Here is a 22,543-nt window from a genome sequence, read left to right on the forward strand (position 1 = left end):
TGTATTCCTCCAAAAGCACAGATTTATCTATTATAATTGTATTATACTATATTATAAAAAAATATCAAGACATATCACAGATTCCGCTTATTGGAATCTGTGTCAAATACACGCGCTGTATTCAGTACGCGATACGCGATGAAGATGCTGACCACATAAAACAGCACCCAGATGTTCATGCTGACGATGGAGAAATAGATCGCCGACAGCACGACCAGCGGGTGCACCTTGACCTGATCGGACACGATGCGCGGCTCGAGGATCTGGCGGATGATCACCGTCAAAAGAAAGTAGATCAGCAGGATCACGCCGCCGATATAATTCTTTTGCAGAATAAAAACCACGGCAAGCGGCACATAGACCGTGCCTGGGCCTAAGATCGGCAATATGTCCGCCACGGCGGTCACAAACGCGAACGCGATCGGATATTCTACGCCTGTCAGATAAAAGATAAAGACCGCTTCAACGAAGGTGATCGCGTACAAAATCAGATAGGAGCGGATCAGCCGGCGCAGGGTATCGCCCGCGATGTGCATGACGCTGCCGAGGACATCACGGTACTCCCCCGCGCGATATAGCAGATCGTCGCGCAAACCGTCTATATGGTGCAGGAAAAACACCGTCAGCGCGAAGGTCACGATCACGAAGGTGATCCCGAGCGGTACCGCGTGAAACAGCGTTGTCGCGACAGAGGTCACGGTATTCAGCAGATCACCCGAGAAAATGTGCTCTTTGAGTGTGTCAAACAGCTCGGGAGAGCGGAACAGATCGACGATCACGCCGCGATAGTCCTCCAACAGGCTCAGTGCCTGACTCACCGCCAAATAAAGAATGATCCCGATCACGGCGAAAATGACGCCGAACACGAGCAAGGTGAGCGTTGTCGCGGCGAAGGAGGATCGAAAGCGAAAGCTCGTCCGCAGACAGCCGTACAGCGGCTTCATCAGCACCGCGATCAGGAGCGATAAAAAGAACGGCAGGACAAATGCTGCCGCCTGTACCGCGAGGATAAATATTAATGTATAGCCGAAAAAGAAAACCAGCCGGGGCTTGCCGCTGAAAAAACGCGCCTTCATATCATCACCAACCTGAGGGTAAGGTAAAGAGAGTCGAACCCCAATCGGTTTATGTCGGTATATTTGCACCTGCTCATCGTCAAAATCCTCGTGAATACGTCAGTATTCATTCCGGTTTTTCCTCGATCAGACGCAAATCTGCACGCCATCAACTGCTACGCACTGAGAAAGAGATCATTTTTAAGGATTTTTCGGTGCAGAGGAGGAGTAACCCTGACGGGTTGCGATCGACGATAAGCCGCGAAAAGACTGAAAATGACTCTTTATCAGCGGTTGTGGTTCGATTCTCTTTACCTTAGTGTTTGTTTCGCGGAATCTTTTATACGATTGAGATCGCCACTTACTTTACTAATTGAAATCGGTTGAGATTGCCACGGGATAAATCCCTCGCAATGACATTCTTTGAAGTAGTTGAGATCGCCGCGGGATCAATCCCCCGCAATGATTTTTTCCATAAAATTCAAACGACAGGCCCTATCAAGAACCTGCCGTCTGAAAAAACAGAAACCAAAATGCTTGGAAAATATCTAATTGAAAGTTACTGCTGAGCGCGTCCGAGCAGGAAATCTACACTGACCTCGAGGATATCCGCTAATGCTACCAGCTCTACGTCGGTAACAAAACGAATCTGTCCCTCGAGCTTGGATAAGCCCGACGCGTTCATGTCGACGCCGTTGACTTGCAGTTGTGCGAGCAGCTCTTTTTGCTTCATACCTTTTTTCTTACGAGCCGCCTCGACACGTGCGCCTACAAGATTACGATCGCCTAATTCCTGTTTACGAAGTCTCATTTTATCTCCCCAAATCTATTCTGAAAATCTGTAATTAATTTCTTTTAAATAATTCCGTGTGGAAATTCTTTAAACGTAAAAAGCTAATGTATCTGTATTATAATACGTTATTCGAAAAAAAACAACCCTTTTTTGTAAGAAAATTTAAATTTTTGATACATTTTTCTGCTTTTCGTTACAAACCTTTAATTTCTGCACAAGAAAATGTATCAATTTTTGTAAACTTTTTCATGTCTCTTGGTGTTGACAAAAACCGACACACAAGATATTGAGGAGCTGTCCAAATCTTTGATTTGGCTTACAGCTCCCATGCTCGTCGTCACTCGCTGAACTCGGTAGGCATATCCTGTTGGTATGCCTTGACCTCGTATCGCGGCTTCTCCTCTCCCCATAATCCGGGGAATTATGGGGACCCCGTTACTCCCAAGAAGCGGAGCATACTTGCGAACGCTGATTGGCTGAGAGCTACTGCAGGGAATGTTTCCAATAATAATATAAACTTATAGTAAAAAAGCAATAGACAACGAAGTTCAATATCCTTGAACGCGTAATGTCTATTGCTCTTTCAAGCGAGCAAATCTATAAGCCGGGTTCTGTATTGGGCAGTCATCTATCTTGGCCGTGCGTTGCCGCAGCGGCTCGGTGCCACCTCCACGGGACTGCCGAGCAAGCATCTTGTCCCTCCGCGGTGTTGCTTCGGATAGGGTTTACACGGCGGTGACGTCTCCGCCACCCCGGTGAGCTCTTACCTCACCTTTCCACCATCACATCCCCCGCCAAATTCCGGCAGAGGAAGCAGTTATTTTCTGTTGCACTATCCCTGGGGTCGCCCCCGGCGGCTGTTAGCCGTTATCCTCGCTCTGTGAAGCCCGGACTTTCCTCGCGCGGAGCCTTTCGGCTCTCGCCCGCGACTGCCTGATTTACTCGTGCCTTATTATAATCAGTTTACCCCTCTTTGTCAATCGTGCTTTTCGCATACGCCAACAGCGCTTCTTTGTCGTTGGGCAGCTCGCCGGCGATCACCTTGTCGAGCAAGAGATCGAGCGTCTTGCCGATCCTCACTCCCGAGCCGACCCCGATATGGATCAGATCGGAGCCGTTGACCGCGAGCTGTCGCAGGCTGTAGCACTCCCCTGCCGCGATGATGCGGTTCAGCTCGTCCGACACCGCGGATAACGTACGGAGCTTTTCTTCGCGCATATATTTGGACTGCGCCAAGATATCCGCGTGCTGGATCAGCATCAGCGCCTGCATGGTCTCCACGCCGAGGCGTTTGAGATAACCCTTGAGCATCACGGCGTCGGGCACAAAGCGCTCATCATGCCAGCGGATCAGCGTGCAGACCTCGTCGATGAACGCCGACGACATACACAGCCGTCTGAGGATCTCACGGGTCATCGCCGCGCCGATCTTCGGATGGTTCTTATAATGGCTCATGCCGTATTTATCCGTCGTCTGCGCCAGCGGCTTGCCGATATCATGGAAAAGCATCGTGACACGCAGCAGCGGCAACGGCTCGATATGGTGTACTGCCGCGACGGTATGGCGGTACACATCACGGTTATGGTGCTTGGAATTCTGCTCAAAATCGAAGGTGCCCTTGAGCTCCGGGATAAATACCGCGATAACGGAACGATAACGCCGCAGGACAAAGGCGGCATGGTCGCCGCACAGTAGCTTCAACAGCTCCTCACGGATGCGCTCGCCCGCGATATCGGAAAGCAGCTTACGCTGTCGAAGGATCGCGTCGGAGGTGTCGGGCTCGATGGTGAATCCGAGCGTCGCCGCGAAACGTAAGGCGCGCAAAATGCGCAACGCGTCCTCAGAAAAGCGCTGTGTGGGATCGCCGACGCACCGGATCACGCCGTTCGCGAGATCCTGCTGTCCGCCGTAGAGATCCACTAAGCCGTCCTCGTCATTATACGCCATTGCGTTGACGGTGAAATCACGACGCGCGAGATCGTCGCTCAGACGATCGGAGAACCGCACCTCGTCCGGATGGCGGGAATCGGAATACTCGCCGTCGATCCGATAGGTCGTGATCTCATACAGCTCGCCCTCTACGATCACCGCTACGGTACCGTACTTTTTGCCGACGCTGACGGTCTGGTAATCCGCAAAGATCCGCTCGATCTCTTCGGGAGGCGCGGAGGTGGTGAGATCCCAATCGTGCGGAGTGATCCCGCGCAGGCTGTCGCGCACGCAACCGCCCACAACATAACCGCTGTAGCCGTTATGCCGTAGCCTGTCGATCATCAGTTTTACGTCTGAGGGCAACCGAATTTCCATATTCCACCGTTTTTCCGCATATTTTTGACAATTTCAGTATAACATCAATTTGATACGGTTACAATAAAAATATGAAAAAAATAGAATGAAATGCAACTCGGCTCCGCCTCAAACAGTTTATACAATCCCTCAGTCTTTTATCGGTTTGAGCCCTCCTAGCGGAGGCAGCAGACCCTTTTGTCCGCATTGCGGACATTTCCCCTAGCAGGGGAATCTCCTTTACCAAAGGGAGCCTTAAACTGTTTGCATGAACCTTCCTGCTTTATTCTGTCGAAAAAACCAAATACTATCGACGGAGCAGATCAAAATCATGAAATGCTCCGAGTGAATAAGTAAAGGTTGTGTGAATAATGAAGAAGATGATCCGATATGTTTGTATGACGCTCGCGGCTGTACTGCTGTGTCCGATCATGACGGCGTCATCGCAAGAGGTGCGTCGTACCGTGCACGTCGGCGGTATGCCGTTCGGGCTGACGATGTACACCAATGGCGTTGTGGTCGTCAATGTCGACGACAGCTATGACTCGCCCGCCAAAGCCGCGGGGCTGCGCGAGAATGACATCATCACCCGCGCGAATGACGAAAAGATCACCTCCAACGAACGCCTGCAAGAGATTATCGCCTCATCCGGAGGAGCGGATATCGAATTATCTGTGTTACGAGGTAAGAGCCCGCTATCCATGACCATTACTCCCGAAACGGATGACGACGGCAATTATACGGCAGGCATGTGGATCCGTGACTCGACCGCGGGACTGGGTACGATCACCTATTTTGATGAAAACACCCATTCCTTCGGCGCGCTGGGACACGGCATCTGTGACCGCGACACGGGGCTGCTGATGCCCCTGGGCAGCGGTAAGATCGTGAAGGCGCAGATCGGCTCGATCACCAAGGCAAAGAAGGGTATCGCAGGCGGGTTGAACGGCTATATGTCGGATGAAGAGATCGGCGAGATGACCGTCAACAACAGCTTCGGCGTATATGGAAAGTATACCGACGAGCCCGAGGGTGAGGAGATCCCCTGCGCCTTTGACAGCGAGATCGAAACAGGCCCGGCACAGATCATCGCCACATTGGATGACGGTGAACTGCAAACCTTTGATGTAGAGATCGAGGGCTTCCATTTGAATGATAAAAGCGGACAAAATATGGTCGTCCGTGTGACCGACGAGGATCTGCTGGACAAGACAGGCGGTATCGTACAAGGGATGAGCGGATCACCCATCATCCAGCATGACCGGCTGATCGGCGCGGTGACGCATGTGTTCGTCAACGCGCCCGAAAAGGGCTACGGCATCACCATCGGCAATATGCTGAGCTGTTATGAGCAGTTCGGCGGTATCAGAGAGGAATCGTAAGATTCATTGTTATCGAGATTGCCACGTCGTCGGCTCTGTTGCCGACTCCTCGCAATGACACCGACTAACACTCCGACAATGATGACGAGCTCTCCGTTTCGCTGTGTGCAACACTCCGCCTTTATTAAAAGAAGGTTCAGAGGCTTATCATAACACACGAGGGTTCTGTGAATGACAAAAAACAGGACGCGCGCGTCCACGCGTCCGCGAAAAATGTCGAATATTTCTTTCAAAAATTTTTATGTTTTCTCTTGCCAAATTTACCAAATTATGGTAAACTCAAAATACAAATTAAAACAGGAGATGTAAAAATGACAGAAAGAATGAAACTCTTGATGACGCAGGAGCCGACTGACAATATGACTGAAATCATGCAAACCCTCGAGCAATACGGCTTTTCGACCGCCTTTTGTACGAAAGACGGCGAGGAAGTGATCAACCGCATCCAAAGCGAGAGGCCCGATGTAGTGATCATGGATCTGTTCATGACCCACATCGACAGTATCGGGGTCATGCGCGCGATCCGTAAGCAAAAGCCCGATAAGCTGCCGATGTTTGTGGTTTATTCGAGCTTTGACAGTCCGGTGCTCGAGCGTGAGGTAATGAGCGCGGGCGCGACGTATTTTGTATTGAAGCCGTTCAATCTGAGCGATCTGGCGGAAAATATCGTCAGACTGAGCAAGCGACAGCGGCAGAGATCGAAGGGCGGAATCCGACAGATCGGCTACGACAGCAACAGCTTGGAGCTGAAGGTAACGGAGATACTGCACCAGATAGGAGTCCCCGCCCATATCAAAGGCTACCATTATCTGCGTGACTCTATCATCCTGTCCATCGAAAAGCCCGAGATCATCAACGCCGTGACCAAACAGCTCTACCCCACCGTGGCGAAGAAATATGAAACGACGTCATCCAGAGTGGAGCGTGCGATCCGCCACGCGATCGAGGTCGCGTGGGACAGAGGCGACGTCGAGGTGCTGAACAGCTATTTCGGCTACACCATCCAAGGGAGCCGCGGCAAGCCTACCAACAGCGAATTCATCGCGATGATCTCGGATAAGCTGAGATTGCAGATGAAGAACGCGGGATAACAAGCGCGCTTGTTTTCTATTTATTATCGAACCGCATAGACCCATTTCAACCGAAATACGCCTTATCATTCTGAGGATCGATCCGAAGGATCTTTTCAAAAGAATTGATCAGAATAAAACAGAGCTGTCACGGAAATGTCCGCGGCAGCTCTTGCTTATTGACAGAGTTTAGGGATGAATGGTATAATATGATCAGTATAAATGTATCTCGCGTGACACTTTTGCCACGCTCAATCAATCGATACAATCCCTCAGTCTGCTTTGCAGACAGCTCCCTTTACCAAAGGGAGCCTTTGATCATCATAAAAAAGGCGGTGTTAGAATGGCGTTTGATACATTTGATGAAGGCATCAGCTTAGGCGGTATGCGCTCCAAAACCGAGATCCGCACCCTGATCTGTTATCTGTTCAAGAGCGTCGGCGTCCCGATGACCAAGGACGCGGTCGTGAACGCGCTGATGGAAAAGGGTCTGGCGAATTATTTTGAGACCAGCTCGAGCTTTGACGATCTGATCAGAAACGGCAATATCGAATTGGTAGACGAAGAAAAGAAGCGCTATTTCAATACCGATAACGGCAATATGATCGCGGTACAGCTCGAGGACACCCTGGCGCCGACCGTCAAGGAGCGCGCGATCGAATGTGCACTGGCACTGCTCAAGCAGGAGCGCGTCGAGAGCGAGAACAAGGTCACGATCGAAAAATGCGACAACGGCTACACCGTCACCTTCCGTATCTCCGGCGGCGATATGGAGCTGCTGAGTTTCTCACTCTATGTGCCGGATAAACAGCAGGCACGCATCCTCAGAAAGAACTTCTATAAGGATCCCGATCTGTATTATTCGGTGATGATCGCGATGCTCACCCGCAATAAACGCGCTGTGACGGAGATCCTCGACGAGCTCGGGTCGGTGATTTAATTAGGAATGAGGAGTTAGGAATTAGGAATTATCCTTGATATGCAAAGCATTACCCTGTATCGTATAATCCTCTGTCGGTAACCATTTTTCAATCCAAAAGCCGAAAGGCTTTCCCGAAATTCCTCATTCCTCATTTCTAATTCCTAATTTCTAAAAAGCCGACAGCAGTACCATCAGCGCGACGCCGGGCACCCCACCTGCCGCCGAGGTCAACAGCGTGAGCTGTGTCACCGGGATGTACACCCCCGTCATACCCGACAGGATATTGACGACGCCCAAGGTCAACAGCCCTGCCAATATGGAGAGTAAAGCCCTTTTGAAGGGCTTTTTCTTTTTGGCGGCATAATGGATGAAGGAGAAAACAAGAAAGGTCGATACGGATACGATAAACACAAACAGCATAATGGCTCCTGCAAAAAAATTATTCTAAGGTAATCCTCCGGTTCTTAACAATCGTGTCCGTGGCACCTTACTTATGAACAATAATATCATTAAGTTAAGAAAAGGTATCTCGCTGATGCTCGATCAATTGATACAATTCCTCAGTCCCCATTCGGGGACAGCTCCTTTTACCAAAAGGAGCCTTCTTAACTCTAGATATAACAAAAAAAGACTACCGGATTTCTCCGATAGTCTATTCTATGATAGCTTGTGCAAAAATATTATGCCTCGGGAGCAGTAGTTTCGGTAACCTGATCGCTGACAGAGGTGGTATCTGTCGCCTCTACGGAATCAGCGGGAGTGGTGTAATACGCGATGATGTTCAGTGCGATAACGACGACGACAAAGCCAACGGCGAACCACTTGGTCGCGCGGGCAAGGAATGCGTCATAGGAACGAGCCTTATTCTTGGAGAAGAAGGTGTCCGCACCGCCGGATACAACACCGATACCCTGCTGGTTGCCTTCCTGCAGAATGATAATGATAATCAATACGATAGAAGCGATCAGCAATAATGCTCCTAAGATAATCTCAACAACTGACATAATGTATCTTCCTTTCAAAACGACTGTTCAAAATCGATATACTCAAATGCAAAGATTATTGTATCATACAAATATGCAGATTGCAAGTGTTTTTTTGTGGAATCAAAAAATTTGTTGTAAAGCAACATTGATCGGAAATGTTTCGGGAGGAGCAAGTCCCTCTCCTACGGTAAACGTTTCATCTGCTTCGCGTTTAGTTGACATTGATCGGAAATGTCTCGGGAGGAGCATTCCTCGGCGGAGACGCCTTTCTCTAAGCGAGAACGGCAACCCTTTTGTCCGCTTTGCGGACATTTCCCCTAACAGGGGAATCTCCCACTGTCACTTCGTGACGTCTCCCCAACGGGGAGCACCCCTCCCCTACATTTTTACTTCTTTAAACCTTTTCCGCAGCACTATACTGTACTGCCATTCACCGTCAAATGAGGGAAAGCTGCTGGGCTTCATCCTCCTGTGAGGGCAATGCGCCCGCGGCAGGCAGGGTACGGGTGCGATAACGCGAGGGCTTTGAGAATCTACCCTCCTCATACGGTTCGATCGCCATGACACGGTGACCCTTCCTCAGCTTCATCACCGCTACGCCCTGCGTATTCTTGGTCGTCTTGGGAGCGATCGCGCCGCTGTGGAAGAGCAGCATACGACCGTTGGACGAGGTGAGCAGGAATTCGCGGTCGGTCTTGGTAAAGTCGATCCCCGCGAGAGGCGCTTTATCGGAATAAGCGTTGATCAGCTTTTTGCGGTTGGTCTTGGTCTCGTAAGCGGAAAGCGGCACCTTGGCGACCTTGCCGTTCTCAAAGGCGAACAGCAGATAGCCGCTGTAGTCCTTGGTCTTTAGGACAAACACCGCCTTTTCGCCCTCGTCCATCCCGAGTCGCGCGGGGATGAACTCACCGAAGGCGCTCGCCTTGGTGTCGGCGATCTCACTGACCTTGGTCTTGTAGACCTGACAGCGGTCGGTAAAGAACAGCAGATCGGTGTTATTGGTGGTCTCGGTAGTATAGACGATCTCGTCGTTTTCCTTGAGCTTTTGCTCGCCGCTCATGCGCAGAGACTGCGGTGTGATCTTCTTGAAATAGCCCTCTTTGGTGAAGAACAGATGCACGGGATAATCGGGGATCTCCTCCTCCAGATTGACCTCGGCAGGCAGATCGTCCACATGGAGCAGCGGACAAAGGCGCTCTTTGCCGTATTTATCCGCGACGGCTTTGAGCTCCTTGACGATGATGGTCTTGACACGCGCCTTGGAGTTGAGGATCGCCTCGAGCTCCTCGATATCCTTGATGAGCTGTTCGATCTCAGCGGTACGCTTCAAAATGTATTCGCGGTTGAGATGTCTGAGCTTGATCTCGGCGACGTACTCCGCCTGGATCTTGTCGATACCGAAGCCGATCATCAGGTTGGGGACGACCTCGGCTTCTTCCTCGGTCTCGCGCACGATCTTGATCGCCTTGTCGATATCCAGCAGGATGAGCTTCAAGCCCTCGAGCAGATGGAGCTTGTCCTTCTTTTTGTTGAGGTCGAAGAAGGTACGGCGGCGGATACATTCGACGCGGAACGCGATCCACTCGTTCAGTATCTCCCCCACTCCCAGCGTCATCGGCACGCCGCCGATCAGCACGTTGAAGTTGCAGGAGAAGCTGTCCTCGAGAGTGGTCAGCTTATAGAGCTTGAGCATCAGCTTATCGGGGTCGGTACCGCGCTTTAAGTCGATGGTGATCTTCATGCCGTCGAGACCGGTCTCATCACGAATATCGGAGATCTCCTTGATCTTGCCATTCTTGACCAGATCGATGACCTTTTCGATGATGACCTCGGTGGTCGTCGTGGGCGGGATATGGGTGATGTCGATGCAGTTCTGCTTTTTGTCGTATTCGTAGATCGAACGCACCTTGATAGAACCGCGTCCGGTACGATAGACCTCACGGATCGTCTCTTCGTTATAGATGATCTGCGCGCCGCCCGAAAAATCGGGCGCGGGCAGCGTCGAGATGATGTCGTGATCCTTATCACGGATCAGCGCGGCGGTTGTCTCGCAGATCTCACGCAGGTTGAAGGAACAGATATTGGACGCCATGCCGACCGCGATACCGGTGTTGGCGTTGACCAGCACGGACGGGAATGACGCGGGCAGGAGGGTCGGCTCCTTCATGGTATTGTCATAGTTGTCGACGAAATCGACGGTATCCTTGTCGATATCCTTGAACAGCTCGTTACAGATGGGATCGAGCTTAGCCTCGGTATAGCGGGAGGCCGCCCACGCCATATCGCGCGAGTAGAACTTACCGAAGTTACCCTTGCTGTCGACATACGGATGCAGCAGCGCCTCATAGCCGCGGCTGAGTCGCACCATCGTGTCATAGATCGCGGAGTCACCGTGAGGGTTGAGCTTCATGGTGGCGCCGACGATGTTCGCGGACTTGGTGCGCGCGCCGGTGAGCAAGCCCATCTTATACATGGTATAGAGCAGCTTGCGGTGCGAGGGTTTGAAGCCGTCGATCTCGGGGATCGCGCGCGACATGATGACGCTCATGGCGTAGGGCATGAAGTTTTCTTCGATCGTCGAAGCGATGCGCTGTTCGACGATATCACCCGCGCCCGCGATCACGCCGTTAGCGATCGGTTTGATATTCGGTTGTTTTGTTTGTTTTTTCTTTGCCATAACTTTACCTTAAATAATATAAATTGGGTGAGGGCAAAGCCCTCCCACCACCATTCACCATTCACCGTTCACCATTCACCGATTAAGACACATCCAAATTATCGGTGTAATTCGCGCCGAACTCGACGATGAAGTCTTTTCTGCCCTGCAGATTATCGCCCAAAAGCACATCAAAGATCTGCGCGGTGCGCTCGACATCGTCGGGCATCACCTTGATCAGGCGGCGGGTATCGGGATTCATGGTGGTCAGGCTCATCATGTCGGGTTCGTTCTCACCCAGACCCTTGGAGCGCTGGATCGTGAACTTCGCGCTGCCGATCTCGCTGATATACTTCTCTTTTTCCGCCTCGGTATAGGCGAAATAGACCTTATCCTTCGTCGTGATCTCATACAGCGGCGATTCCGCAATATAGACCTTACCCTCCTTGATGAGGTCGGGCGTCAGGCGGTAGATCATCGTGAGCAGCATGGTGCGGATATGGAAGCCGTCCACGTCGGCATCCGTACAGATGATGACCTTGTTCCAGCGCAGATTATCGATGTTGAAGGCGTTGATGTCCTTTTTCTTCGACTTGGTCTTGCCCATATCGACCTGCACGCCGCAGCCGAGAATCTTGATCAGATCGGTGATGATCTCGCTCTTGAAGATGCGGTCGTAATCCACCTTCAAGCAGTTGAGTATTTTACCGCGAATCGGCATGATCGCCTGAAAATCAGGGTTACGCGCCTGTACGCAGGCGCCCTTCGCGGAATCACCCTCGACGATGAACAGCTCGCGCTCATCGACGTTTTTGGAGCGGCAATCGGTGAACTTCGCGATCTTGGCGGTGATGTCGATCTTGGCGGTCAGATTCTTTTTGATATTGATACGGGTCTTTTCGGCGCTCTCGCGGGAACGCTTGTTGACCAACACCTGATTGGCGATCTTATCCGCCTCAAGGGGATTCTCGATGAAATAGACCTCGAGCTGTTTCCTCAGAAAGTCGGTCATCGCGTCCTGGATACCCTTGTTGGTGATCGCGAGCTTGGTCTGGTTCGCGTAAGAGGTAACGGACGAGAAGGAGGAAATGACGATCACCAGACAATCCGCTACGTCATCGTATTTGATCTTGCTCTCGTTTTTATTGTACATGCTCTTGCTTTTCAGATAGCTGTCGATCTGATAGACAAAAGCGTTGCGCACCGCTTTATCGGGCGAGCCGCCGTGCTCGAGCCACGAGGAATTGTGATAATACTCGGTGACGGAGGCTTTATTGGAAAACGCCAGCGCGACGTTGATCTTGCACTTGTACTCGTCCTTGTCGTCGCGGTCGCGGCACATGCGCTCACCGCTCCAGCTCTGGACGGTAGTGAAGCCATCCTCCCCGATCAGCTCGCTGACATGGTCGGCGATACCGTTCTCATAGAAGAATTCTTCAACGTCAAAGGAACGTCCCGCCTGCTGACGGAAAATGAACTTGACGCCGGGGTTGACGATCGCCTGACGGCGGAGCATCTCGGTGAAAAACGCCTTATCCATCTTGATGTCGGTGAAGACTTCGAGATCGGGCTTCCAGCGGATCTTGGAGCCGGTATCTCTGCCGCTGTAATCTGTTGATTGCAGACCGCCGACGTTCTCGCCCTTTTCAAAATGCAGGGAGTATTTTTTGTGATCGCGCTTGATATCGGCGTCCATGTACTCGGACGCGAACTGGGTCGCGCAGAGTCCCAGACCGTTGAGGCCGAGAGAAAACTCGTAGTTGCCGCCGCTGTCATTGTCGTATTTGCCGCCCGCGTAAAGCGTGCAGAACAACAGCTCCCAGTTGTATTTCTCTTCGTTTTGGTTGTATTCGACGGGGATGCCGCGTCCGTGGTCTTCGATCTCGATCGAGCCGTCGTTGTAGGCGGTAAGGACGATCTCTTTGCCGTAGCCTTCACGCGCCTCGTCGATGGAGTTACTGAGGATCTCAAACACACTGTGCTGACAACCCTCGATACCGTCGGAGCCGAAGATGACCGCCGGGCGCTTACGCACCTGATCGGGACCCTTGAGCACCTTGATATCGTCGTTACTGTAGACAGGTTTTTTCTTTGCTTTTGCCATAGTTTCACCTTGGTTTCTGTATGATAGCCTTCCTTTCCTAAGGGAGGGTGCCCGGCAGGGCGGAGGGTTGCCAATCCCATATCCGAATTGCGCTATAATATAACTGTGCGAGAAAACAAATCAACCCTCAGTCTGCTTCGCAGACAGCTCCCTTAGGAAAGGGAGCCTCATTTATTTGATCCCTTTGAGCTTTTTGATCTGGTCACGCAGATATGCCGCGTGCTCGAACTCGAGCAGCTTTGACGCTGCCTGCATCTCTTTGGTGAGCTGCTTGATCATCTCGATCCGCTGCTCACGCGAGAGTCTGCCGACCAGCTCCATCTCTTCGTCGGTATGGGTGGAGATCTCGATGATGTCGCCCACCTTCTTGATGATGGTCTGCGGCGTGATGCCGTGCTCCTCGTTATATGCCTGCTGGATACCGCGGCGGCGGTTGGTCTCAACGATGGTTCGCTTCATCGAGTCGGTCACGCTGTCGGCGTACATGATGACCATGCCGTCGGCATTTCGCGCGGCGCGTCCGACCGTCTGGATCAATGAGCGTTCCGAGCGCAGGAAGCCCTCCTTATCCGCGTCGAGGATCGCTACCAGGCTGACCTCGGGAATGTCCAGACCCTCTCGGAGCAGGTTGATGCCCACCAGTACGTCGAACTTGCCCAGCCGCAGGTCGCGCACGATCTCCATGCGCTTGACGGTGTCGATGTCGTGGTGCATATAGCGCACCTTGATATCCATACTCTCGAGGTATTCGGTGAGATCCTCCGCCATCTTTTTGGTCAGGGTCGTCACCAGAACACGCTGGCTCTTTTCGGTGCGGATGTTAATCTCGGAGATCAGGTCGTCGAGCTGACCCTCGGTCGGTCTGACGGAGATCTCGGGATCGAGCAAGCCCGTGGGACGGATGATCTGTTCCGCTATCACGGCGCTTTTCTCCAGTTCCAGATCGCCGGGCGTCGCGCTAACGAACACCGCCTGATTCAGCCGCTCATAGAACTCGTCGAAGTTCAGCGGACGATTATCATAGGCGGACGGCAGTCGGAAGCCGTAGTCAATCAGGCTCTTTTTGCGGGCGTGATCGCCGCCGTACATGCCGCGCACCTGCGGCAGTGTGACATGGCTTTCGTCCACAAACAGCAAAAAGTCCTTCGGGAAGTAATCAAGCAGGGTGAACGGCGCGGAACCCGGTTCTCTGCCCGATAAGACGCGCGAGTAGTTCTCTACGCCGGGGCACATGCCGATCTCCTGCAGCATTTCAATATCGTAATGGGTACGCTGTTCGATGCGCTGGGCTTCGAGCAGCTTGCCGTTTTCACGAAAATATTTCAGCCGCTCCTGCAATTCGCGCTCCAACTCAGCGATCGCGCGCGCCATCTTCTCACCGTCGACGATATAGTGCGACGCGGGATAGATAGCGGCATGGCGCAGAGTCGCGATCAGCTCGCCTGTCAGCGGATTGATCTCCGTGATACGGTCGATCTCATCGCCGAAGAACTCCACGCGGATCACACGGTCGGAGGATGACGCCGGGAAGATCTCGACGATATCGCCCCTGACGCGGAACTTGTCGCGCACAAAATTGATGTCGTTGCGTTCGTATTGCAGTTCGATCAGCTTGCGGATCAGATCGTCGCGGCTTTTCTCCATTCCGGGGCGCAGTGAGATGACCATGTTGCGGTAGTCGATCGGGTCGCCCAGTGAATAGATGCAGGATACCGAGGCGACGATGATGACGTCGCGGCGCTCGGACAGTGCCAGTGTGGCGCTGTGGCGCAGCTTGTCGATCTCATCGTTGATCGAGGAATCCTTTTCGATATAGGTGTCGCTCTGAGGAATATACGCCTCAGGCTGGTAGTAATCATAATAGGATACAAAATACTCGACCGCGTTCTCGGGGAAGAACTCCTTGAATTCGGAGCACAGCTGCGCGGCAAGCGTTTTGTTATGGGCGAGCACCAAGGTCGGCTTGTTCACCTGCGCGATGATGTTCGCGATGGTGAAGGTCTTTCCGGAGCCGGTAACGCCCAAAAGCGTCTGTTCCTTATGACCCGCCTTGATACTGTCCACCAGGGTTTGGATGGCGGCAGGCTGGTCGCCCGTGGGCTGATATTCAGATACGAGTTTGAAGCGGTCCATTTGCCGTCCTCCTGTATAATCTCCCCGTTGTTAGCAGCGGGGTAGTACACTCTTTTTAATTGTTTCTCCCGTGACACAAGTGTCTCGGTCGGTCAATCTAATACAATTCCTCAGTCAGCTAAAGCTGACAGCTCCCTTTCCCAAAGGGAGCCTTTTTTATATAATGCCCGATTCCGCCATCGATACGCAATCGTGGTCGGCAACGATGAAGTGATCGAGCAGGGTGATGTTGACGAGCTTCAGAGCATCTTTGAGAGAAATTGTCGTCAGCACATCCTCTTTTGACGGCAGCGCCAGACCGCTGGGATGGTTGTGCGCCAATACCGCGGCAGTCGCGCCGTAGTTGATCGCTAAGGTAACGATCTGTCGGATCGAAACGCCGGCGGAGCTGAAATCGCCGTGGGCGATCATGCCGCTGTAGACCTCTTTCCCCTTTGTGTCCATCAAGAGCAAAAACACGTGCTCGGTTTCTTCATAGCCGATGAACTTGTTCAGGATCAAGCCGGGGATATTGCCGAAGTTCAGCGTCTTGTCGGAGTTCTCGTACTTGTCGACCATATACAGCCGCGTCACACCGGGAAAGAGCTTGAGATACATCGCCTGATGCTCGGTGAGTCCGGCGTCCTTCAAGCTGTCCAGCGATGCGTCCAGTACCGCCGAAAGTGAACCGTAACGTGCGATCAGGTTCTTTGCGATATCATTGGTGTTGCGCTGAGGGATCGCGTAATAAAGCAAGATCTCCAGCACCTCATGCGGCTCGAAAGCGTCGATCCCGTTCGCTATCAATTTCTTTTTCATTCGGGCGCGATGACCGCTGTGATCGGCTTTTTGCATAATATTTGCTCCTCTTGGATAGTTACATCTGTCAGGCAACAATACAAAACCCTATATGTAGCCATTATATAGCGATTTTACCACAAATTGTGGTAGATTGCAAGAATTGTAAAAGGATTTTAACCGCTCCGGATGAATAGTCGGCAATATTATTCTGATAAAGAAAATTGCTGCTCCATACGGAGCAGCATATCAACTGATGCTTTATTCTGATTTATTCGAAGGATCGTTCTTTTCCGATTTCTCCGCCGCGGACTTGCTTTTCTCAGAATTGTCTTTTTCAATCGTTTCAAACAGCAAATCATCTGTCGCGTCGAATTTTTTAGATGTAAAGAACAATGAGACCATCTCGGATCCAAACAATAACACAATGATTCCGATAAAAATAAATATCCCTGTCGGCGTACAGAAAAAGCTATATACCTTTCCTATCAGAACAAGCTTGCGGACGAGCTTTCCTTCGATCTGATCGTAAGTGATCGCTTTGTCCAAGGGCGCACCGGGCGCGTCGCCCCGTGTTTGATAGTAATACTTACCTTCTTTTATCACAGGATCCGAAACGACACGGTGGGTAACATCGCGACCATACATCGAGCCTTCTTTTGACTTGTAAGTAACGATATCATCCTTATGGATATCTTCCGCATCTGAGGAATGAACCAATAACACATCGCCGACCTGCAACGTGGGCTCCATCGAATCCGACGTCACACGGAAAAAGAAGTAGCCGAAAATCGATGGCGTTTGTCCCATAATACGAGACGCAAGAGAATACACTACGATCAAGCTGAGGATCACCAAAAGCACAACAGAAAGCACATGGGTTATCTTTTTGAACACAGAGTTACCTCCCACATTTCAATGCGACCGAAACGATGAAGCAGGGTCAAATTTTCAGCGCTTTTTACGCTTTTTTGAATTCTTCTTTGTTGTGTTGTTTGAAGAAGTCCGGTTTTGGTTGTTTCTCGGTTTTTGCTGTTTTCCGTGCTTGGATTTTTTCTTCTTTGTATCATCCTTGCCGGAATTTGACTTCTGCTTATGCTGATCGTTTTCCTTGAACGAATCATTTTCTCGGGCATGCTTCTCAACCTGCTCTTCGCCGGTTTCATTCTCCACGGGTTGAGCTTCTTCAAACAAAGAGAAGTCTATGGTATCAGCATCATTCGGTTGAGAGCCCTGCTCAACATCTGTATTCTCAGGCGGCTGTTCCTCGGCTTCGGCGGCTTCGGAAGGCTGTTCCCCGGTTTCAGCTTCTTCGGGTTGAGGAGACTCTGATAAAGAGAGATCACTTTTTTCAGCGTCGTCCAATACAGATTCATCCGAATCAGATGCTTCGTTTTGTTTTGCTTCTTTCTCCTTTTCAGCTGCTCTCTTCTTTTTCATTTCTTCCAGCTGCTCTCGCTTGACGCGCTCCACGATCTCCTGGAATGATTCGGTATCCTCCTCTTTTGCGGCGCCGATCGTCAGCTTGATGATATTCACGATCTCGTCAAAGAAAATCAACAGGAGCAGGAAGATAAAAACAAGGAACCCCCCCGTTGAGAAGAAGAAGTTGTAGAGCACCCTCAAAAAGTCTAACTTAGAGAGATATTTTGATTCAACGTCGGCGTAGTTGATCACACCGTCATCGTTTTTATTCGCGTCACCTTTCGTAACGAGAACAAGATTTCCTTTTCCGTCATCATACGGCGCAACCAGCACTCGGTGAGTAACCTTTTGGTTATCGAATCTGGCGTCACCCTGAAAAGTGATAATATTCCCGATGCCGATATCGGAAGGGTCCTTTATCTCTTTGCTGAGAATAACATCGCCGATCATCAGCTCGGGCTCCATGCTGCCGGTAATGATCCGATGCAGAGAGAAGCCGAACAGTGTCGGAGATCCGCCGGACACCTTAGTGAGCATGAAAACAACAACAGCGACAGTGAGTATCGCGATCAACGTCCAACACACGATGTTTTTCACGATACGCGCGACGTGAAGCGACTTTTTGAGCTTGGCTGTCTTCTTTTCACCGAGCTTATTTTTGATCTTTTCTTTCAGCTTTTTCATAAGCATACTCCGATCAGCGGTCTTGTACAATATCAGTATAATAAAAAAGGGCTGTAAAAACAACCCTTTTTGTTAATTTAATTCGGTTAAGATCCTCACGGAATGAACTCCTCGCCGGGAATGTTCGATCGATTGAGATCGCCGCAGATCAAGCCTTATACGCCGATATAAACGTTGTCGATCGTATAAGAAAGCGCCTTGCTGGGAGAATTGTTGATCACATACCAGTAGACCTTAACGATATTGGCGTCATTCACCGTACTGGCAGGGATCTCGATATTCTTGACGATCGGTACATCATTGAAAACATAGTTCGCGTCAGCGGTTACATGTACGGTTGTTTCTACCTGCTGCTCATCGGGATAGGAGCCGCCGGTCGACTTAGTATACAATATCGCCTCGCCTGCTCCGACAGGAGTGATCACACCGGTATCCACATCAACTGTGAAAACAGAGTCATTGCCGGAATAATACTTTAATGTACCGATATAATTCGCGTTGTACTGATAGGTAGTCGTACCGACCGTGTAGGTATCGCTTCTGAGAGGAAGACTGCTCAAAGCCGCGTTAAAGGAATTGCCGGATCCTGTCGCGACAAAGATATCCTTATAATAATGGTTGATGCAGTTACCCGTGACCGTATAGGGCGGCGTATGAACCAAGTGGTTACCGGCAGTATTCGTATCGGAGGTGATCTTATACAGCTTACTATGGGTCGGATCCTGCCCGTCAGACTTTAAGTTATACAGCGTCTGGGAACGCAAGCTATTATCCGGTTGACCGTTATTATGATAATCCCAACCTTCTACAGCGAAAAACGCGTGGGTAGCTGTCGAGGGAATATCAGCAAAATACTGATTGGGGTTGCTATCTCCTCCAACATGCTGCATCTTACGCCACTGACCGTTGGAGCCTTTACCATCCAAGCTCTCTACGCTTGTATCCGGATCTTCATTATAGCAGATATAGAACTCGGTGCCTTTCCAGCCTTCGATTCCGTTGTCTTTTTCAAAATAGATACGCATCTCATTGCGATTTGCGTCAGTCGAAGGCGTCGCCAACGCTGAGTAGTCATGGTAGCTGCGGGTGGGACCGTTTACGCCGAGCGCAAGAGAACCGTTATTTGTCGACGTCGGGATAGAAAGCGTGCGCGCGTAGAGCGAAACATTCTGTACCGAACCGGAATTGTTTGTCAAAGTGGTACAGAAATATTTACGGTTATTGTTCAGCACGTCGGAACCGCTGCAGGCATTATTACCGTTGCAGTCTGTCGTATAAGTACCGTCCGCACCGGTTGCGGAACCCATAGTGGAAACCGCAACATTCTTACCGTTAAAGGCATTAATGTGATAGGTGCCGTCACTGCCGCCGAACATCGCTTTTTCGCCGTCTTGCCCATGAGGACGTGAGAACCATGAAAACGTCGGAACGTTCATGCAGACGATGACCAACACTACCGCGAGTACGATCGCAATAATTACTTTTGACTTTTTCATGGTTTCACCTCCTTAATAATCTGTAAAACTATCAAAGTGTTTTACGGGTCAGTAATCCAGAACTTCTTTGAACTGCTGTCGAAATGGAATATGTAGGTTTTATTACTACCATTCATCGTACAGTTACCGCTCGAAGAATTAAACGTATCACCGCCGGAAGCTCCGTAATAGCCATCATGATAACCGAATCCGTTACTGTACCATGTGCCGCTGTTCGTAAGAATCTTAAATGATTTTGTTCCATTCACATCTACTGAATAAGTATATTCAGTAGTATTGCCGACACGGGTCATTTTGTTGTTATTACCATAATCCCATCCGCCGGTGATCTCGCCAACGACATGATAGGTTGTCACTTCAGTCGCAGTAATCCAGAACTTATTAGTAGTTCTGTTGAAGTGGAATGTAAACTTACAGGTATATCCAACATTCAACTTCATATTGCCGGTACTGTTATTAGAGTTCAAAGTATCGCCGCCACTGCCACCTAAGAAAGTATCTGTACTGTTGGAATACTTGTACTTATAGGTATAAGCGTTGGACCAGTGGATAGCATCTACACCGTCATAAATCTTGAACTCATACGCGCCGGGATCAAGCTCTTGCGTAAAGGTAAGCTCGTTACCGGAACCGGTAAGATGATCCTGTGATTCTGACCATCCGTTCCACGAAGCCTTCAGATAATAGCTGTTCTTCGCCTCAAACTTAGCATAGTAATGGACATCAGCATCACCTAATGTAAAAGTATATGACGCATTCGTTGACGCTGCTGTACCGGTACCACTTGAATTCGTATACCAACCGACAAACTTATATCCGGTTGCCGGATTCGCCTTGATGGTAACAGATGAATTATATTTGACATCGGTCTTTGTAACGGATGTAGAAGCCGTTTCGTTTCCATACTGCACGGTGCTGCCGCTTGAACCTATCGCATCAATATAGACAGTATGCGTGTTCGTCGTGTAGCGTGCGTAATATGTGGTATCAGTATCGAGCGTTATAGGTGAAGACGACGTCACATCCGTACCACCGGATGCATTAGTATAAATACCTTCGAGCGTATAACCCGTAGCAGCGGACGCCGAGTAAGGTACCTCCGTACCCTTATCAACCGTCTTTGAAACAGATGATCCTGAAGAGGAATTCGTGCCGGCAATCGTAATCGTACCGCACGCCGTACCGGAATTGACGCCATCCAGATATCTGTAGATCGTCAACTTTCGTACTTCCTTGAACTTCGCGTAGTAGGTTTTCTCGGTAGGAGTAGCGGGTGCGGTCGTCGTATAAGTCGCGCCGGTATACAATAAGTTTTTATCGTCGCCGTTATCTTCGCCCTCGGGATTATCATACCAACCGACAAACGCATAGTTAGTATTAGCAACAGTGGCGGTCAGCCTGATCGCCTTCTCGGGCCAGGCGTGAACAGTATCCTTATGCTTTTGGCTGGTGCTTTTGGTAGACTCGATCACATGGGTCGAGGTCGTAGTGCCGATATAAGAAGTTGCCGTAACCGTGCCCCACGTACTCTGATTAGTGCAGGCAGCAACCTTGATCGTTGCGGGATCTTGAAATTCACCGGTGCTCTTGTTGCTACCGGTATCGTTGTCATATGCTCCGCCGTTGATCGTCTTGATGATATAGGTCGGGTCGACAGGATCATCCGGAATGGTTGTGTCTTCGGTTTTGTTGTGTATATAAGTAGTATTCCACTGGTTAGCCATGTTCTCCGTAGTCAGGTCGTTTCTCTTAGCGCGGATGAACAAGGTGCTTTGATATGTACCGTTATAATCGAAGGAATAATGCTCATTTTCATCCAGTTCAAGCTTATACAGCTTATCGGGATCACCCTTGGAGCTATCCCAACACCATGCATAGAAATATTGGGTCTCTCCGCTTCGATCCCACTCCGGAGTCGGGAGCAGGGTAACATGGCGAGGCGTCAGATCAGATGTAATGCCGAGATAATTGATCGCCTGTGTAGCGGCCATATTAGTGGTAATATCCGTATTGTCAGCCGTTTTCTTCTGGAGCCATACGTTGATGGTAACGATCTTTGTCTCGTTAGCGCCGACCGAGAACAAACGAGCAGTCGAGCTCTTGCCCTTCACATGGTCGGAGAACTTTTCGACCGCTGTAGCGCCGGTAGTGCCGGAGGTAGAATTGACCACCGCCGTGGTACTGGCGTTGTTTGCATATATCTTTGTATTGCTGATCAGCTTACCGGTAGCAGGGTCATAATGACCCTCAGGGTTCTCACCCTCGGAATATGCCGTAACGGATACACGGATATTATCGTCAACGGATATCGGTTTTTCCTGTTCATTCACAAAGAAGAAATCCGCGTTTGTATCTGCTCTCAGACGAAAACTCACGCTGAGATACGTTGTATTCTTATCACTGACGTTGCCTTTTCTGTAAATAAAGTTAGAAGAAATATTCGCCTTGGGGAAGTAGAACGTCTTTCCGTCTGCGCTCGACGCGGGCGCCAGGTGCATACCGCCGGACGGCTCGAAATAGTCAAGAAGATCGATCGTACCGCTCTCGCCGCCGATCATGATATCGGTATACCTGATATCATTGATGACCGCACCGTTAGTGCCCGTCTCGTTCGTGATCTTGATGGATGAAACCGTCTCGACCCACGCGTAGACGCCTACCGTACAAAGCGCAAAGATCTCAAGGAGGATCACAACTGAAATCACTAAGCTCTTTACTTTATTCTTACCGGAACGGCGAACCTTGAGCATCTTCCATAGCTTATTCAATTGTAT

16 protein-coding genes and 1 other RNA gene are annotated in these 22,543 nt (G+C 50.4%); 3 read left to right on the forward strand and 14 right to left on the reverse strand.

The annotated features are described in order from the left end of the window. Window positions 1-74: 74 nt before the first annotated feature. The 4 genes from JKK62_RS05025 to JKK62_RS05040 form a co-directional block, all read right to left on the reverse strand. On the reverse strand, window positions 75-1,076 hold the full coding sequence (locus JKK62_RS05025; RefSeq protein ID WP_186832984.1) for an AI-2E family transporter: 1,002 nt from the start codon (window positions 1,074-1,076) through the stop codon (window positions 75-77). 538 nt (window positions 1,077-1,614) lie between these two features. Then, window positions 1,615-1,866 carry a helix-turn-helix domain-containing protein gene (locus JKK62_RS05030; RefSeq protein ID WP_186832983.1) on the reverse strand — a complete coding sequence of 84 codons (252 nt, stop codon included), beginning with the start codon at window positions 1,864-1,866 and terminating at the stop codon, window positions 1,615-1,617. Window positions 1,867-2,432: 566 nt separating this feature from the next. Next, an RNA gene (gene rnpB / locus JKK62_RS05035) (RNase P RNA component class A) lies at window positions 2,433-2,793 on the reverse strand. Window positions 2,794-2,811: 18 nt separating this feature from the next. Next, window positions 2,812-4,155, reverse strand: a complete 1,344-nt coding sequence (locus JKK62_RS05040) for a CCA tRNA nucleotidyltransferase (protein WP_186832982.1) — start codon at window positions 4,153-4,155, stop codon at window positions 2,812-2,814. A 350-nt stretch (window positions 4,156-4,505) separates the two neighbouring features. Here JKK62_RS05040 and spoIVB point away from each other — a divergent pair, with 350 nt between their 5' ends. From spoIVB to JKK62_RS05055, 3 genes are all read left to right on the forward strand, one after another. After that, window positions 4,506-5,516 carry a SpoIVB peptidase gene (gene spoIVB / locus JKK62_RS05045; protein WP_186832981.1) on the forward strand — a complete coding sequence of 337 codons (1,011 nt, stop codon included), beginning with the start codon at window positions 4,506-4,508 and terminating at the stop codon, window positions 5,514-5,516. Window positions 5,517-5,827: 311 nt separating this feature from the next. After that, window positions 5,828-6,607: a sporulation transcription factor Spo0A gene (gene spo0A / locus JKK62_RS05050; protein WP_186832980.1), complete on the forward strand. Its 780-nt coding sequence runs from the start codon at window positions 5,828-5,830 to the stop codon at window positions 6,605-6,607. A gap of 322 nt (window positions 6,608-6,929) precedes the next feature. Continuing rightward, the gene (locus JKK62_RS05055) at window positions 6,930-7,526 is read left to right on the forward strand and encodes a DUF4364 family protein (protein WP_186832979.1); all 597 of its coding nucleotides are present in this window, start codon (window positions 6,930-6,932) and stop codon (window positions 7,524-7,526) included. Between the two features lie 150 nt (window positions 7,527-7,676). Here the strand turns inward: JKK62_RS05055 and JKK62_RS05060 are convergent, their stop codons facing one another. The 10 genes from JKK62_RS05060 to JKK62_RS05105 all read right to left on the reverse strand — a co-directional run bounded on the left by JKK62_RS05060 (window position 7,677) and on the right by JKK62_RS05105 (window position 22,537). After that, a complete protein-coding gene (locus JKK62_RS05060) occupies window positions 7,677-7,928 on the reverse strand; it encodes a pro-sigmaK processing inhibitor BofA family protein (protein WP_186832978.1) in 252 nt (83 codons plus the stop codon). 260 nt (window positions 7,929-8,188) lie between these two features. Continuing rightward, window positions 8,189-8,512, reverse strand: a complete 324-nt coding sequence (secG, locus tag JKK62_RS05065) for a preprotein translocase subunit SecG (RefSeq protein WP_186832977.1) — start codon at window positions 8,510-8,512, stop codon at window positions 8,189-8,191. A 418-nt stretch (window positions 8,513-8,930) separates the two neighbouring features. Continuing rightward, entirely contained in the window at window positions 8,931-11,171 is a 2,241-nt protein-coding gene (locus JKK62_RS05070) for a DNA gyrase subunit A (RefSeq protein WP_186832976.1), read from the reverse strand. Window positions 11,172-11,253: 82 nt separating this feature from the next. Beyond that, window positions 11,254-13,254 carry a DNA gyrase/topoisomerase IV subunit B gene (locus JKK62_RS05075; RefSeq protein ID WP_186832975.1) on the reverse strand — a complete coding sequence of 667 codons (2,001 nt, stop codon included), beginning with the start codon at window positions 13,252-13,254 and terminating at the stop codon, window positions 11,254-11,256. 171 nt (window positions 13,255-13,425) lie between these two features. Next, window positions 13,426-15,387 (reverse strand): excinuclease ABC subunit UvrB, encoded by a 1,962-nt coding sequence (gene uvrB, locus JKK62_RS05080; RefSeq protein ID WP_186832974.1) that lies wholly within the window; start codon window positions 15,385-15,387, stop codon window positions 13,426-13,428. A 156-nt stretch (window positions 15,388-15,543) separates the two neighbouring features. Next, on the reverse strand, window positions 15,544-16,185 hold the full coding sequence (locus JKK62_RS05085) for a JAB domain-containing protein (protein WP_186832973.1): 642 nt from the start codon (window positions 16,183-16,185) through the stop codon (window positions 15,544-15,546). Between the two features lie 240 nt (window positions 16,186-16,425). Next, entirely contained in the window at window positions 16,426-17,061 is a 636-nt protein-coding gene (locus JKK62_RS05090; protein WP_186832972.1) for a signal peptidase I, read from the reverse strand. Between the two features lie 54 nt (window positions 17,062-17,115). Then, the gene (locus JKK62_RS05095; RefSeq protein ID WP_186832971.1) at window positions 17,116-18,273 is read right to left on the reverse strand and encodes a signal peptidase I; all 1,158 of its coding nucleotides are present in this window, start codon (window positions 18,271-18,273) and stop codon (window positions 17,116-17,118) included. Window positions 18,274-18,428: 155 nt separating this feature from the next. After that, window positions 18,429-19,769 (reverse strand): hypothetical protein, encoded by a 1,341-nt coding sequence (locus tag JKK62_RS05100; RefSeq protein WP_186832970.1) that lies wholly within the window; start codon window positions 19,767-19,769, stop codon window positions 18,429-18,431. Between the two features lie 41 nt (window positions 19,770-19,810). After that, window positions 19,811-22,537 (reverse strand): InlB B-repeat-containing protein, encoded by a 2,727-nt coding sequence (locus tag JKK62_RS05105; protein ID WP_186832969.1) that lies wholly within the window; start codon window positions 22,535-22,537, stop codon window positions 19,811-19,813. Window positions 22,538-22,543: the final 6 nt, after the last annotated feature.

This window comes from Ruminococcus difficilis, from assembly GCF_016680995.1.